The 14,965-nt window shown below is 27.1% G+C and carries 16 protein-coding genes; all 16 read right to left on the bottom strand.

Annotated elements, in window-relative coordinates; translation table 11 throughout:
* Nucleotides 1–122: 122 nt before the first annotated feature.
* The 16 genes from JG677_RS04525 to JG677_RS04455 all read right to left on the bottom strand — a co-directional run bounded on the left by JG677_RS04525 (nt 123) and on the right by JG677_RS04455 (nt 14,467).
* Nucleotides 123–2,090 carry a type IA DNA topoisomerase gene (locus JG677_RS04525; RefSeq protein ID WP_200285403.1) on the bottom strand — a complete coding sequence of 656 codons (1,968 nt, stop codon included), beginning with the start codon at nt 2,088–2,090 and terminating at the stop codon, nt 123–125.
* Between the two features lie 22 nt (nt 2,091–2,112).
* Nucleotides 2,113–3,261, bottom strand: coding sequence for a type IV secretion system protein (locus JG677_RS04520; RefSeq protein ID WP_200285402.1), 1,149 nt, complete (start codon nt 3,259–3,261; stop codon nt 2,113–2,115).
* A gap of 9 nt (nt 3,262–3,270) precedes the next feature.
* The gene (locus JG677_RS04515) at nt 3,271–3,540 is read right to left on the bottom strand and encodes a hypothetical protein (RefSeq protein ID WP_200285401.1); all 270 of its coding nucleotides are present in this window, start codon (nt 3,538–3,540) and stop codon (nt 3,271–3,273) included.
* Between the two features lie 147 nt (nt 3,541–3,687).
* Nucleotides 3,688–4,569, bottom strand: a complete 882-nt coding sequence (locus JG677_RS04510) for an ArdC family protein (RefSeq protein ID WP_200285398.1) — start codon at nt 4,567–4,569, stop codon at nt 3,688–3,690.
* A gap of 72 nt (nt 4,570–4,641) precedes the next feature.
* Complete coding sequence (locus tag JG677_RS04505; RefSeq protein ID WP_200285396.1) at nt 4,642–4,812, bottom strand: hypothetical protein; 171 nt, start codon at nt 4,810–4,812, stop codon at nt 4,642–4,644.
* A 106-nt stretch (nt 4,813–4,918) separates the two neighbouring features.
* Nucleotides 4,919–6,814 carry a type IV secretory system conjugative DNA transfer family protein gene (locus JG677_RS04500; RefSeq protein WP_200285394.1) on the bottom strand — a complete coding sequence of 632 codons (1,896 nt, stop codon included), beginning with the start codon at nt 6,812–6,814 and terminating at the stop codon, nt 4,919–4,921.
* Complete coding sequence (locus tag JG677_RS04495; protein ID WP_200285392.1) at nt 6,814–7,233, bottom strand: plasmid mobilization relaxosome protein MobC; 420 nt, start codon at nt 7,231–7,233, stop codon at nt 6,814–6,816. Before JG677_RS04495 ends, JG677_RS04500 begins: the two co-directional genes overlap by 1 nt.
* Before the next feature lie 9 nt (nt 7,234–7,242).
* Complete coding sequence (locus tag JG677_RS04490) at nt 7,243–8,196, bottom strand: CpaF/VirB11 family protein (RefSeq protein ID WP_131186832.1); 954 nt, start codon at nt 8,194–8,196, stop codon at nt 7,243–7,245.
* Nucleotides 8,189–8,398 carry a hypothetical protein gene (locus JG677_RS04485; protein ID WP_200285390.1) on the bottom strand — a complete coding sequence of 70 codons (210 nt, stop codon included), beginning with the start codon at nt 8,396–8,398 and terminating at the stop codon, nt 8,189–8,191. The genes JG677_RS04490 and JG677_RS04485 overlap by 8 nt, the downstream gene beginning before the upstream one ends.
* Nucleotides 8,399–8,411: 13 nt before the next feature.
* Entirely contained in the window at nt 8,412–9,548 is a 1,137-nt protein-coding gene (locus tag JG677_RS04480; RefSeq protein ID WP_200285388.1) for a DNA type IV secretion system protein ComB10, read from the bottom strand.
* Nucleotides 9,545–10,612 carry a TrbG/VirB9 family P-type conjugative transfer protein gene (locus JG677_RS04475; protein WP_200285386.1) on the bottom strand — a complete coding sequence of 356 codons (1,068 nt, stop codon included), beginning with the start codon at nt 10,610–10,612 and terminating at the stop codon, nt 9,545–9,547. Before JG677_RS04475 ends, JG677_RS04480 begins: the two co-directional genes overlap by 4 nt.
* On the bottom strand, nt 10,609–11,295 hold the full coding sequence (locus JG677_RS04470) for a type IV secretion system protein (protein ID WP_200285385.1): 687 nt from the start codon (nt 11,293–11,295) through the stop codon (nt 10,609–10,611). Before JG677_RS04470 ends, JG677_RS04475 begins: the two co-directional genes overlap by 4 nt.
* Nucleotides 11,296–11,307: 12 nt before the next feature.
* A complete protein-coding gene (locus JG677_RS08985; protein WP_262868231.1) occupies nt 11,308–11,436 on the bottom strand; it encodes a hypothetical protein in 129 nt (42 codons plus the stop codon).
* 2 nt (nt 11,437–11,438) lie between these two features.
* Entirely contained in the window at nt 11,439–13,898 is a 2,460-nt protein-coding gene (locus JG677_RS04465) for an AAA family ATPase (RefSeq protein WP_200285384.1), read from the bottom strand.
* Nucleotides 13,899–13,907: 9 nt separating this feature from the next.
* On the bottom strand, nt 13,908–14,150 hold the full coding sequence (locus JG677_RS04460) for a hypothetical protein (protein WP_131186866.1): 243 nt from the start codon (nt 14,148–14,150) through the stop codon (nt 13,908–13,910).
* Entirely contained in the window at nt 14,150–14,467 is a 318-nt protein-coding gene (locus JG677_RS04455) for a hypothetical protein (protein ID WP_200285383.1), read from the bottom strand. The genes JG677_RS04460 and JG677_RS04455 overlap by 1 nt, the downstream gene beginning before the upstream one ends.
* Between the last annotated feature and the right edge of the window lie 498 nt (nt 14,468–14,965).

Here is a 14,965-nt window from a genome sequence, read left to right as displayed (position 1 = left end):
GTTTTCGTATTATAATTATAGTATATTTATACTTAATTTATATTTAATTTATAGTCTTTTTATAGTTTTTTTATAACCGAACTCCAAAAACAAACCTAAACTTTTTCTCCCTTTTAAAAAACTTATTTTTTACTTTTTTTCATTGCTTCATCAATAAAAGAAGAACATACCTTCATATTTTCTTTATAGTCTTTTGGTAGATCTAAATTATTATCTTTAGCAAGTTTTTCTGCAAAAGCAATTTGCTTTGCCGAAGCAGGTAAAGGTTTAGAATTTTCTTTAGCTTTATCAATAAAATTCATACATACTTTTATATTTTCTTTATAATCTTTTGGTAAGTCTAAATTATTATCTTTAGCAAGTTTTTCTGCAAAAGCAATTTGCTTATCACTAGGTTTTCTTATTTGTTGGCTATCATCAATAATTACAAATTCCATTTTTTGATGTAAAGGTTTAATAAAATCAATATATTGTAAGCTTCCTTTTGAAATAGTGTCCAAAATTTCTTCCATTTGTTTTGTAAATTCTGATTTAGTAATCCATTCATCATTATTTTCATTTAGAAAATCAATTAATGATATTCCTTTTTTAGTAGCTACTATTTCTTTATTTTTTCCCTTAAGAGTTAATTCTACATATTTTCTATCTAATAATGTTTTTAAAAAACTTGCATAAGTGCTAGGTCTTCCTATACCTTCCTTTTCTAAAAGGGAGATGAAATTACTTTCTTTATATCTTCTTGGAGCTTGTTTTTTAACTTCTATTAATTCAAAGTTTAAAACTTGTATTTCTTCACCTTCTTTTATATTAAGTTCTAATTCTTGGGCGTCATCTTTTTCATCTTTTTCATCTTCTTCTTTAAAGTCAAAAGCTCCTTTAAAACCCTTATTAATACATTTGCTAGTATTAGTTTTAAAGCTTAAAAGTCCTATGTTAAAATCATAGCTTGTAATCTCATTAATAGCATTTTTTGCTTGACTTTGTATAGAATTTAAATAAATTAAAATATAGGCTTGTTTTTCATCATCGCTAAGACTTTCTTCTCTAGCAATTTTTTCTATATCTTCAAAGTTATGCAAATGAGATATTCTTATGGCTTCGTGGGCTTCAGCTTGACTTTGCTCTCCTGCTTTATATTCTCTTTTTTGATACCATTGTTTTTCTTTGAAAAAGTCTTCAACTTCATTTAAAAATTCTTCACTTAAGGCATTACTATCCGTTCTATGATAAGTAATTAATCCTTTTTCGAAAAGTTTTTGAGCTAATGCCATTGATTTATCAGGAGAAAAGCCAAAAATTTTACTAGCTTTTTCTTGAAATTGTGAAGTTCTAAAAGGCTGTGCGGGTTTTATTTCTTTTTGTTTAATATCTATAGAATAAAGTTTTGCATTTTTAGCCTTTAAACTTTCTATTTTTTCTAAAGCTTCTTCTTTGCTTTGATAAAGATTAGAATTATTTGCATAAAAAATTATGCCGTCTTTTTCTAGCTTTGCTTTAATTTTATAATCTAATTTTTTATTTTTATCATCATTTAAAAATTCTTGTATAGCTTTTTCTCTTTGAACTATCAAAGATAAAGCAGGAGTTTGCACTCTTCCTACTGAAATATTTTTATCATTTAAAGCATTAATGTATTTAGGCGACATTATAAAGCCCACCATTTTATCACCAACAATTCTAGCTTTAAATGCTTCAAAATCATTTAAATTGCTTTTTGAAAACTCGATAGCATTTTTCAAGCCTTTATTTATTCCACTTTCTGTAATTTCGTGAAATTCTGCTCTTTTAATACTTTTAGCGATATTTTTTATCACTTCATAAAATAAATAAGCAATACCGTAACCTTCACGATCTGGATCTGTAGCTATAATCACATCTTTGCCTTTACAATCTGCAAAAATAGCATTCATTCTTTTTTTAGTTTCTTCGTCTGAAAAATCAAAAATAGGTTCGTATTTTTCATACTCTTTTAAAAAATTTTTACTTAAGGTTTTAAAATGTCCTTTTGTAGCATAAACCTTAGCTCCTGTAATTTTTTCTATTTTTTCCCTTTTATTTGGACTTTCTATAATAATAATTGTATTTTGCATTTTTAATCCTTATTAATTATTTTTAACCAGCCTTAGCTGTCGCTCCTGTAATAGTATCTGTAAAGCTTTGCATTGCATTAGTTAAATTTGATTGAGAATTTTGTCCTTTTAAATCTCCTGCCATTTTTCTAAGACTTTGAGAACCCGGAATGGCATTTGCCATTCCGTGTTTTAAACTCTCTCCTATACTTCCCCCTGCCATTCTTTTTGCTAAAGTTCCTGCTCCAAATGAAGTAGTAGCCATACCAGCACTTTTTGCCATATCTAAAGCTCCGCCTGTTCCACCACCATCTAAACCTTGAACTCCCATTATTTGACTAACCCAATTTGGTATTTTTACAATAAGATAAATACAAATTAATGAAATCAAAGTAGGCACAAAAAAATTAGCAAATTGATTTTCATAAACTAGCTGTATATTTCCTAATTCTTGCACTTTTTTTATAGGTATCATACAAATTGAAAGTATGATAAAACTTGCAGGAATATATAAAGAATAAGAAATAAATATTTTAAGCCAAGAATAAAAATAAGGTGCGGTTTTTTTACTAAATAAAAGCGGTATGGTTACAGGAGCTAAGCTTAAAATTATCATAGCAAAAAAAGTAGAACTTACAATAATACAAGCTACTCCTGCTAATACAAAAAAAGTAACTATATAAAAACACCAAAAAGAAAACATTCCTGTAAATGTAGCAATGGCTGCAAAAAGATCAGGGCTATACCAGCGTCTCCATTTATCCCACCCTGTGTTCCATAATTGAACCATTATGTCGTTTAAAGAATTAAAAGCTCCTGTAATTTGATTTCCAAAACTATCTGAATTTCCCCCTATAAGTCCTGCAGTAGCTGATTTTAACCATTGTGCTGGTATCATTAGCCACCCTAAAAAATCAGTATATCCTTCATAAGAATAAAAAATTCCAAATATAAAACATAAAGTTAAAATCCATTTTCCTGCATTAAAAAGTTCTTCACGACTAGGATAACCGTTTTTAAGCAAATTTAAACACCAAAACATTACCCAAATACCTATAAAAGTATAAGCAACTCCATTATATAAAGCTCCTTGTATTCCATTAAAAATATTTTCAAATAAAGGTTTTAAGGCGTCTTGCATAGTGCTTTGTAAGGCGTCTAACCAGCTATTATCAATAGTAGTTTTTTCCATTTTTAATCCTTAAAATTTAATAATTTTTTCTTCTTTTATTTGGCTTGTTTTTATAGCCTTACCTTTACCTAAAGGATCTATTTTAATACTTTTGGTAATTTTTATTTTTTGATTTCCTAAATCTATAACCTCGCTTTCCTCATAATATTTAGGCATATCATTTTCATAATCGATTAACTCTTTTAATTCATTTTCTTCTTCTTTTGTCCTTTGTTTTGTATGATTAGTTCCATTCTCTAATCCTAAAAATTTAATAAACTCTGCCAAAACTCCTAACATTTACATTCCTTTAAAACTTTGGGGCGTTGCGGGGTATCCCCGCTTAAACTCATAAAAATTAAGACTTTTGGCTTAATTTTCCCCTAAAAAAAATTTTTAGGGGTTTTAGAAAACAATAAAAGCAAAAAGATAAATTAACCCCTTAAATTACATTCCTCTAACTTGAGATTTGTTTTGTCCTTGCTCTTTTGTTTGATTTTTTATAATCTCTTTATCTTGGATTTTAAAATAATCAAGTCCTTTAAGCTCTGCGTTTAAAAAGTTGTTAATATCCCTTGTTACTTTTTCCCCTAGTCCTAAATTATTAATATTAGGTCTTGGATCATAATTTGATTTTTTAATGCCTTCTCTTAATTTTTCTAAGCTTTCTAGATCTCTTTCTTTAAGCTTATCCATTTTAAGATTATCAAATTGTGATGTGTGATAAAGAGTAACAGTTTCTAAAATAGGCGTTTTATGATAAATCTTTTCCATTACAGGTTCAAACATAGGTTTTCCATCTTTTCCTATTTTTTGATTACCGTCTTTGTCTTTTATGGCTCTCATCATAGTTTGTCCGTTTTCATCTAATTTAGGCACATAGCTTTCAGTTTTAAGCAAAGCGATTTTTACACCTTGTTCGTAAGCTTCTTTGCCATTTTTAGTTAAAACAGGTTTGCCCTTTTCATCTAATTGTTTTTTGAGTGTTCCCCCTAAAAAATTAGCTTGTTTCATTGTTAAGAAGCTAGGTTTTTCATAGCCGTTAAGTTCGCTTACCGCTCTTAAAAGGGCGGAAGTTTGCCCTGTATAAGCAATACCTTTACTTGCATTATAAGGCATAGAATTATCTAGCTCTTGTTTAGACATATTCTTATTCCAAAAACTAGCTTTCTCTTTGATAGCCTTAGCAATAATTGCTTTAGAATACTCATTGATACTCGCTTTTTTTTCTTCGTTGGTTCTTTCATTCCACGCTTTATAAGAATTATCTTTTACTTGCTCGTTTGCAACTTCTTTAATTTCCGCATTTACTTCTTTTTTCTTTGCCATAATTTTTTCCTTTTTAATATGTAGTCCTTAATTTATACGCTTTGCAATACGCATAAATGAAATGAAAATGATTTACTCATTTTCCAAAGAAGACTGTTCCATTTCATTGGTTTTAAGATATTCCAGTTCTTTAGCTTCTTCTTCACTAATTGGATATTCCCCGTCTTCTAATTCACAAAAAGCTAAAATATCTTTTGCTTTTTGCAACTCTTTTTCTTTTAAAGTATCTTCTATACTTGCCATTATTGTTCTCCTTTTTGATTTTAGGCTATAGCTTAAACCATAACCTAAACTAAACCTTCTATTTTTAAAAGGCTTAGTTTAGATCAAAGGCTTAAAACCTTTGATTTCATTCTTTTTTCACTTTTATTCCTAATTCTTCAAGTTCAATAATTTGTTTAGAGCTTGAAGTTTTTTGAGTAAAGTTTTGTTCTTGATTAGCATTTTGGCTATCATCATTATTAATCTCATCATTATTTTCTTCTTCTGTGTTTGTATTATTAGTTGTATCATTACTATCTAAAGCAACTTTATCTGCTCCTTTAAGTTTTGGATTTTTAAACCAATAAGGCACTTTTGCTTTAATAGGTCTTGATAAGAACCCTGTAACTAAAATTAAAATATCTTCGCTAGATTGATTTTTAATATCTTGTGAAGTAACTAATTTATAACCTTCTTTAGATACGGTGCTATTGCTTTTAAAGAAATCAAAAGTTCCTTTTGATGAAGATGTTTTTTCTCTAGTAAAATCACCTATTAAATCGCTAATTTCTTTAGCGTCCTTTTCTGTATTCATTCTAAAAATAGTTTGATATCCTGCATTTGCTCTAATAATTCCTAAATCATCTTCACCATAATATTTTCTAATTTGTTCATAAGATTGTGTAACAAATACAGGTATTAGTCCATAAGATCTACATAATGCTGGTGCTTCAAGCAAGAAAGGCATTTTTCCAAATCTTACAAATTCATCTAATAAACAATAAATAAATTTATCAGGATTTGAATTTTCTTCTCCACTCATTAATTTTTTAAATAAGCTTTCAATAAAAATACGCACCAAAGGAGCTAAAATATCCATATCTTCAGTTTGTATTACCACATACATAGTAATTCTTTTTTCTCTTAAATCTTCAAATTTAAAATTCATTTTTGAAGTTGCATTAGCTACTTGTGGATTAGTAAAAACTTTCATATAGGTATCATAAGTTGATTTTATACTTGCAAACTCTTGTTCGGCTGCGGTTTGATAGGCTCTTGCTTGATTTCTAACAATCTCATCAAGTTCTTCATCATTAGCAACTTGTTTTAAAAAAACCTTGAAAGTATCTATATTATGGTCTCTTGTAACTTCGCCTGTATCTTCATCTTCGATTAAGCATTCTTTTCCAAATTGTTCGTTTAATTCATTAAAATAATCTTTTTTAGGAGCTTGAGTTAAATCTCCTAAACTTGTATGTTTATGTTTTTGCATATTATAAAGTGCAAAAAAGGTAAAAAGAGTTTTAGCACTTGTAACCCAGTGATCGCCTTCTTTTCCCTTTTCTGCCACAAAAATAGTTCCTGCTATTTGATCTGCTAATTTCATCATTTGTATGAAATTCATATCTTTAACAATAGAATTATCAAAAGGATTAAAAAATAAAGTATTATTGTCTGAAAAAGGTTCAAACAATAAAATTTCATTATTAAAGTATTTTTTTCTATACCCTGCACTTTTTGCATAAAGTTCCCCTTTAATATCAAGTGCTAAGGTAGAATTAGGCACTGTAAATAAATTAGGTAAAATGATACCTGAAGTCTTACCTGTGCCTGGTGGTGCAACCACCAACGCACTTAAGGGCATTTTTGCTCTAATGTATTCCATTTCATTACCCTTAATGCCTTTTTTAATACTGCAACCTAAAATTAAACCCCTATCATTGCAAATATTCATTGTTTGAAAATCTTTTTCTTTAGCAAATCTAGCACTACCATAATCTTCTTTTAAATTTATTTGTGGCATAAAAAACCAAATTAAACATACAATAAAAGGTAAAATTAGAGCAAAAACTGCTATATAGGCTTTTAATTTTAAAGCTGGATTTCCTAAATTATGCAAAATTTGTAATGCAATTTGATGAGTAACTAATAAATCAGGTTTAAAAATTATTTTTACCATTATTAGATAGAAAATTATTCCCATAATAATGCTAGTTATAAACATTAATACCCATTTAGCTGGGGTTATTTTCTTATCATTCATTATATTTCTTCTCCTTGAGCCATTTCTTTTTCTTGTAGCGTTTCATCATTTAATCGCTTAATCTTTTTATTGATATTAGTTTTTATTGCTTTGTTTTTAATTTGTTCTTGGTGTTCATTTAAAATTTGAGTTAGTTCGTTTATAAGTTTAGGTAAGCGATTTTCTGTTTGATAAGGACTTTCAATTCCTATATTCAAATGATATGCAATTTGATTAAGATTATTACCACATTGTGCTATGTGATATAAATACTCTACATTAATTTCATTATTTTTTTCTAATACTTCAAGTGTTTTTGCGTATTTTTCTATGCTTATAAGTTTTCTTATAACAGCACTTTGGCTTTCGTTTCTTTTTAATGAAAGTTTTTTTAATTGTTTTTGTTCTCTTTCATTTAAATAAACTCTTATTGTCCCCACTTTTACTCCTTATATTAATAATTTTGCATAATCATTTTTTAAATCTAAAATGTCTGTAATATCTCTTTTTCCTGTTTTTTTATTTCTAGTAATTTGTATAATGTAATCTATGGCGGTTATAATTAACTCTGTAAGCATTTTATTATCTGGATTTTGTAAGCCACCACCTAAGATAATATTTGTAATAATTGCTTTAATAGCATCTTCTGGATTATTAGCGTGTAAAGTGCTTAAATTTCCTGCGTGTCCTGTATTATTAACCCTTAAAAAAGTAAAAGTATTTCTAATATCAATTTCACCTAAAAATAATCTATCTGGTCTTAAACGCATTGCATTATTAATTGCGGTTTGATAAGAATATATTTCGCTTTCTTCTTTTGGCACAGCTAATTGTGTTTTGTTCTCATTTTCAATATATAACTCTTGAGCGTCTTCAATAGTTACAATTCTTTCATTAGGATCAATTTCTCCCATTAAAGAATTTAAAAAGCTAGTTTTACCGCTTCCTGTTCCACCTGAAATAAGAACATTTTTTTTATTGCGTATTAAATCTTTAATTTTTTCATAGCTCCAGCCTTTTTCTAAACACTTATCACTTAAAACAAAATTTTCAAGTGCGAAACGACTTTTTGAAGGAATTCTTATGCAAATACAAATTTCAGAATTAAAAAGGCTTGTTTTATGTTGAGCTTGAACCCTATATCTTAAAAAGGGGTAAGGCAATTCACAAGATAAATGGCAATGTTTCTCATCAAATCTTTGATTTCTTTTTATAGCAAGTTCGATTAAAAAGGTTTCTAAAAAATTATAATTTAATCTTTCATCATATATTGTTTCCCAAATATCGCCTTTATCTACTTTAATTTCACAAGGCTTATTAAAAATAAGCTCATTTGCTTCCATTTCTAAATAAGGCTTTAAAACATTTAATATATTATTTAAAACAATGGTATTATTATTCATTGTTTTGTTCCATCTGTTTTGAATTTTCATTTTCGACAAGCTTGTTAAGCTTTTCTTTTTCTTTTTTAATCTTATTTTCTAAATTACTAATAACCTTAATTTGAGAGATAATTTTTTTATTTTTTTTATCTTCTTCTTTTCTTTTTTGTATTCCTTCTTCAATGTCTTTTTTGATTTTTTCATAATTATTAATTTCTTGCATTTTTTTACTCCTTTTATTCTTGAAAATATTTAATCAATACTTCGTTATTTTTAGGTTTTGCAAACCACATATGATTAGTAGGAACAATAAAAATTCTACTTCCTGATTTAATTTCAATTGTAGGTTTAATTTGGGCTTGTTGTTGGATAATATCATCTACTATTGTGGATATATCATTTTTACTTTGTGAATATACTTCTTGAGCATAGCTATTATTTCCTGCTTTAGAAGCTATGCTAAGTAATAAAACATTTGAAATTGTAGATAAGGCATAAGGCATTCCATATCTTTCAAGGTATTTATTATTAACACTTCCAACCGCTCCTGACATACCCATATTATCACTAGCTATAGCATTGGTTAAGAGTATATTAACACCTTGTGGAGTGATGATTTCTCTCCATTGAATTTCTAAGCGATTTTGTCCGATCTTATTATCGCTTTTATAAAATCCTATGGCTTTACTGCCTCTTGGAATTAATACCGCACTTCCCATATTTGCATAAATATCTTGTTCGATTTGTGCTGTTACTATGCCTTGTAAATCACTTGAAATCGCACTTGTTAAAAGGGCAGGAATTAATCTTCCTGCCCTTATCATTCTATAAAGACGATGTTCATTTGTTGAAACGTCTATGCTTTTTTGATTTGAAAAGCCATCAACTCCATATTTTGAAGCATTTTCTTGAAAGTAGATTTGAGTATTAGCTCTATCAGCTAAAATACTATCTCTAATAAGTTTTTTAATTTTTCTTTCATTTGCACTAATATTATCTTGTTTAATCTCTTGTTTAAGTTGTTGATTTTTTTGTATGAGTTCTTGTTTTTTCTCTTCTATTTTTGCTAATTTAGTTACATTATCATCTTCTTTTTTGGTCTCTTCTTTAGTATCATTATGAATTTTTATATCTTCATTATAATTAGGTTCTTTAAAACCACCTTTATAGATATAATCGCTAATTGGAAATTTTGTATCTGAATTTTTAAAAAGATAATCTAAATCTTCTTCATTTAACAAATTTTCTTTTTGATTATTATTTGATTTTTTAGATATATTTTCTTCTTGTGTATTATTAAATATATCTTCAGCTAGAAGATTATTACTTAATAATGCACTTATAAGACTTAGACTTAAAAATGATTTTTTCATTTTTTAGCCTTTTCTTTTTTAGGTTCTAATTTTTCAACGCAAACATAACTATCCCCACTTTTAATTGTGAATTTTTTTGCAATAGTTTCAGCAATAACATAATTACCGATAATTCTGGTTTCAACTGGACTATCTTGCTTATCAATAACAGCAAAAATAGCTGGAATTTGTGGCATTTTGTCTTTATCGTATTTAAAATAAGTAAATTTCTTATCATTAAAAATCTCTTCACTAATTAGCCACTCATTACCTTTTTTTGCTTTTTGACTATAATGATTATAAATTTCATCTTTTTTAACTCTAACTTCTGCTATACCTTCTTTAATTATCAAATAATCTTTAGCTAATTTTTCTTGTTTTTCTTCGATGAGCTTTTTTGAGTTTTCATCGTGAATGTAAATTACTAAAGAAGGATCTTTGCTATTTTTATAATCAGTTGAATAAATATAAAAAGTATGTAATTTATTATCTTTAGTAAAAACAGTTAAAGAAGTATCAATTCCTATAAGCATTGGTTTAATAGCAATAGCATTAGGCATAGTTGGAATTTCTTCCACTTTAAAACCTGTAGTATCACCTAAAATATAATTTATAACATCTGTTTCAAAAATAAGAGTAGTTGCCATTGCAAAACGTGTTCTTATTTTTTGTGTTTTATTAGCTTGATAATTAAGATTTAATGTATTTTCATAGCCTGAATATTTTTTTTGAAAAAATCTTCTTTGTAAGGCATTTAAATTTTGATTTCTAATTGCACTTTTCATTAAAGCGATTTGTTCTTCGCTTAATTGTTCTCCATTACTTTGTGAATAAGCATCAAAAGCTTGAGTTTGATATTGTGGATTAGAATAACTTGTAGTATCAATTTGTTGTCCTTGTGGTTGTTGCCCTAAAGGATCAATTCTAATATTAGTTTGCGTATAATTATTTAAAGCTTGGTCTTTAGTTTGTAAAATACTTTCACCTGTATTACTTGGAACGTCTTGAATTTGTATTCCATTGTCTGCAAATACTAAAGTTGAAGCAAATAAAGCTAAAAAAACTATTTTTGAGTATTTTTTCATTGTTTTGTTCCTTGCATTGAATTTTGGCGTGCAGTATTAAAAGTATCATTATCAATAATATCTGTAATTGAGTATTGCTTTACAATAAATCCTGTAGGGTTTTTTGGAACTGAATTATAAGTAAGCTCCATTGGTATAAAATCAAAAAATAAAGTAGCACGATATTTTTTTAAATTACTTTCTGTTCCGTTTTGATTGCTTATTTTTGCGATAAAATCGATAGTAGCTACATTTTTATTGAAAATAGAAACATTGATAATTTCGATATCTCTAAAAAGTCCTTTAGTTGTATAAATTGAATTTGGTGCTCTAACTAAATTTGAAAATGTATCCCAAACATTTTTTCCAGATTGTAATCTAATCTCTTCATAACGCTCACTATCATCTATACGATTAATTGTTTCTCTTTTTTTTACATAACCTGCCAAAATTGATTTTAATAGATTTTGATCAGCCCTCATATCCATTCCCGCTTGTTCTATTTTTACAAAATTAGTTTCTGGGTCTGAAAAAAATACAAGATAGGGTTTAACTTCTTTAAAAGGGGTAAGAAAAGAAATAGCAATAGCAAGACAAATTACGATTATAGTTAAAACTATAATTAACCAAAGCATATAAGCTTTTATATTTCTTTCAAGTTGAAATATAAAATTGGGATCTTTTTTATCATCAATAAAAGCCATACTTCAACCTTCTTAGCTAATTTTAATTACATCATAATTACAAGCACAAGGCGATTTTTTAGGTATTTCTTTATTTGTAGTTGCACAGGCACTAAAAAAAAGAAGGCTTGATACTAAAATACTTATTTTTAAAAATTTCATTTTTAACTCCTTAAATTTGGTTTTTGATTTTCAAGATACATATTTCTCCAATCATTAGGATAAAGCTCTTTAAGTTCTCGCATTAACATTACATTGTCGCTAGATGATGAAAATATTCTTAAATGTTTTCCTAAGCGACTTAAATCTATATTCAAAATAGCAGATTGATTAGCAAGGTTCATTTTTAATAAAACCTGTCTTGAATTAGTTCCTGCTTCTTGTAAAAACTTAATTTCTGTAGGTGTTAAATTAAGTTTATTTCGCATATTTTCAAGCGTTTGGGCGTTTGTAGTTGGAAAAATAATATAATTTGCTATATTTTCTAAGAAACTTGCACCTTTTGGGATATCATCAAAAAAGCTTAAGTTTTGAAAACCCATACACATAACTCCGCCTATTTTTCTAACTTCAAGAATACTTTCAAGAATGCTTTCACGCATATTTTCGTCCATTAAAAAGTCTTTTAATTCATCAATAAAACAAAAAAAGCCTCTTTTTTTAGAATTTTTGGCTGAATTTTTTAATCTGTGAAAGATATAAGAAGCAGTTAGTCCTGCCATAGTTGGATTTTTTAAAATACTATCCATATTTAATATTGAAAGCTGTTTGCTAAAGCTTAATGCGTCTTCTTTATTATCGAAAATACTTTGTTTAAAAGGTCTTAAACGTCCCTTAATATCATCTTCGTCAAGTTGAAGACTATCTATAAAATCGCTAAGTGTAAAAATATCTTCTTCGGTTTTATTGCTATATAGTCTTTCAATTGTTCGTGTTATTTCATTGATTGCGTTATATTGTGTATCGCTTAAATTAGCCATTGTTCGAATAAAGTTTTTTAAAAATTCTTTATTTTCGCTTGTATAAGGTAACGCAAAAGGATTTAGTTTAAAATCACTAAAATCAGCGTCGTGATATTCTCCGTTAGTATAAGTTGCAAAATTATACATACCACGCAATTTATCCATTGAAAAAATATCAATATCGTATTTGTAAAGATTACACATTAAAAACTGAGCTAGTGTTGTCTTACCAGCACCAGTTCCACCTATAATCATAGTATGTCCGCTTGGTTTATCTCCTTCTGGTGTCCAGTGAAAATTAAAAAGATAAGGCGTTCCGCTTAAATGTCTAAAAATAGTTACAGGTTCATCGCCCCAGTCGTTCTTATCAAATCCTAAAACATCTTTTTCAAAACTAGCAATACTTGCTAAATTAGAAACTTTTAGTGTTCTTTTTCTAGCATTTAAATTTGCCCTACTTGGAAAAAATGAGAAATATAAAGCTTTTTGATTTATCGTTTCTCTTACTATATTTAAATTTTGATTAGCTAAAATACCTTTTAACTCATTTGTTTTAGTTTCTAAATCTTCTAAATTTTCTGCTAAAATATAAACTGAAAAGCTAACAAGCATTAAATTTTCTCTATCAGCTTTAATTTTTTCTATAAGTCCGCTAAGTTCATCTTTTATAATTTGTGGTGCAAAAGCTCCAGTATCTTTTATCTTTTTAATTGCTTTTTCTTTTTCATAAGATCTCATATTAATAAAAACGGTAAAATCATTTGAGCTTCTTAAAATTTTAGTGCTAATGTGTGAAGTAATTACATCGGTTTCATAAGCTTTAATACTTATAAACCTTGAAAACATTTCTTTTCCGTCGTTTCGTCGAAAAACAATATAATCTTTTTTAAATTCCACATCTGAACTAATATAACTATCAGTAATCAACTCATTTGTATATTTAAATTTAGTTTCTTGAGCATTTGAGTAAGTAGCATAAAAATTTAAAATATCATCAGCCGTAATTTGAATAGGCGTAAATGAAGCTAAAGCTCTTTTTGCTTCATTAAGGGTTTCTTCAATTAAAAGTTTTTTGGCTTCAAGATTAAAATTTTCTTTTTCTTCTTTGCTTTTTTCTTTTTCTTTGGTGGCTCTATTTTTAAAATTTTCTAAAGCTCCGCTAATTTTTTTATCAATAGTAGATATTATAAGATAATAAGTAATTTGAAATACATCTTTATAATTTTCCCACTTTTCAATAATTTGATTAGCAAAAACATTTTTAGTTAAAGAATGTTTTTTAGAAAGTTCTATTTTATCTTTTTTAATAATTAAATTAATTTCTACATCAGTGCTAATTTTTCCAAAAAATTGCACGCGACTTTGCAAATAAGATAATTCTTCTTCAAGTGAATTTCCAGAATATGAAATTCCTTTAACTTCCAAAGCAACGCATAAATTTCCGTCTTTTGTTACTAAAGTATTTTCGTCAAGTTTAAAAGCTATATTATTTTCTTTAGCCATTGTAAAAATTTTAGGCTCAGCTAACATTAAAATATTGTCAGCTCCACGATTTATTTTATTTATATATTCTTTAAAATTTTTCTTTTCTTTTTTTCCTAAATTTTCTTTTTTAGGTTTATTTTTGAGTTCTTTTAAATAAGTAAAAATGCTTGTTCCCATTTTTAGCCTTTATGCGTAATATTTATTTTGGGGAATTGAAAATTTGGCGAAAATAATTTGATAGATATCTTCATCAAAAAATTCTAAAATAAAGAAAAAGCAATATAAAAAAGCAATAACAATAAGTGAGTATAAAACTAAAAAGAACCACGCGACAAATCCTAAAATAATTAAGGCAAACCAGCTTGTGCTAGTTAAGCCTTTAATTTTTGTTTTACAAGTAAGATCGCGATAACAGCTTGTTTCAGTCATTAGTTCATACCTGCTGCCGAAAGTCCATAAATTACACCGATAATTACTAATGCACCAAATAATAATTTGGCGTGATTTTTTATGCCTTCCATATTAAAAAAAGCCATAAAAAGCATAATAACTATCCAAATTACACCCATTACAATAGACATTGTATTTATAATACTTGATACACTTGTGCCTACGTCGGTTACTTGTTCATTAACGCTTGTTGCTAATTTTGATGCAATATTATTTCCATTTGCTCCAAAAAGTAAAATTGGAGAAATTGATATAAAAAGCAAAAACGTTAAAATTTTTTGAAAAATATTTTTCATAAAACTTTCTCCTTGAAAAAATTTTTTTGCGTTACGCAAATAAAATTATAATGTTGCGACTTTTACCGACATTTTGCGACTTAATAAAAGCTTAAAATATCTATTTTTTCGATATTTGAATTAAAATTATTTGTTTAAAAAATATTTAAATAAGTTAATTTTTGTTTATTATTTTTTATAATTTTTGATTTCTTATATAAGCTATATTTCCTAAGTTTTAAAGACTTTTTTTATAAAAAAAAGCCACTATTATTTTTCCGCAAAATGTCGGTAAAAGATTTTTTTTATTTTTTTTAAAAAATGGGTTTTAATAGTATATTTTTTTATTATTTTTCAAAGTATTTTTTTTAAAAAAAGAAAACTTAATAAATTTAATTATTTTTCTAGAATATTTTAAAAATTTATAAATCATTTATAAATCAAATCATTTATTGATTTATTTCTTTTTATTTCTTTTTTCTAGTTAGAAAGTATTTTTCTTATTATTGAGTATTTTTT

Source organism: Campylobacter sp. TTU-622 (assembly GCF_016598965.1).
GTDB lineage: Bacteria > Campylobacterota > Campylobacteria > Campylobacterales > Campylobacteraceae > Campylobacter_D.
Note: the sequence above shows the minus strand (reverse complement) of the source record. Positions and strands in the feature narration are given on the sequence as shown.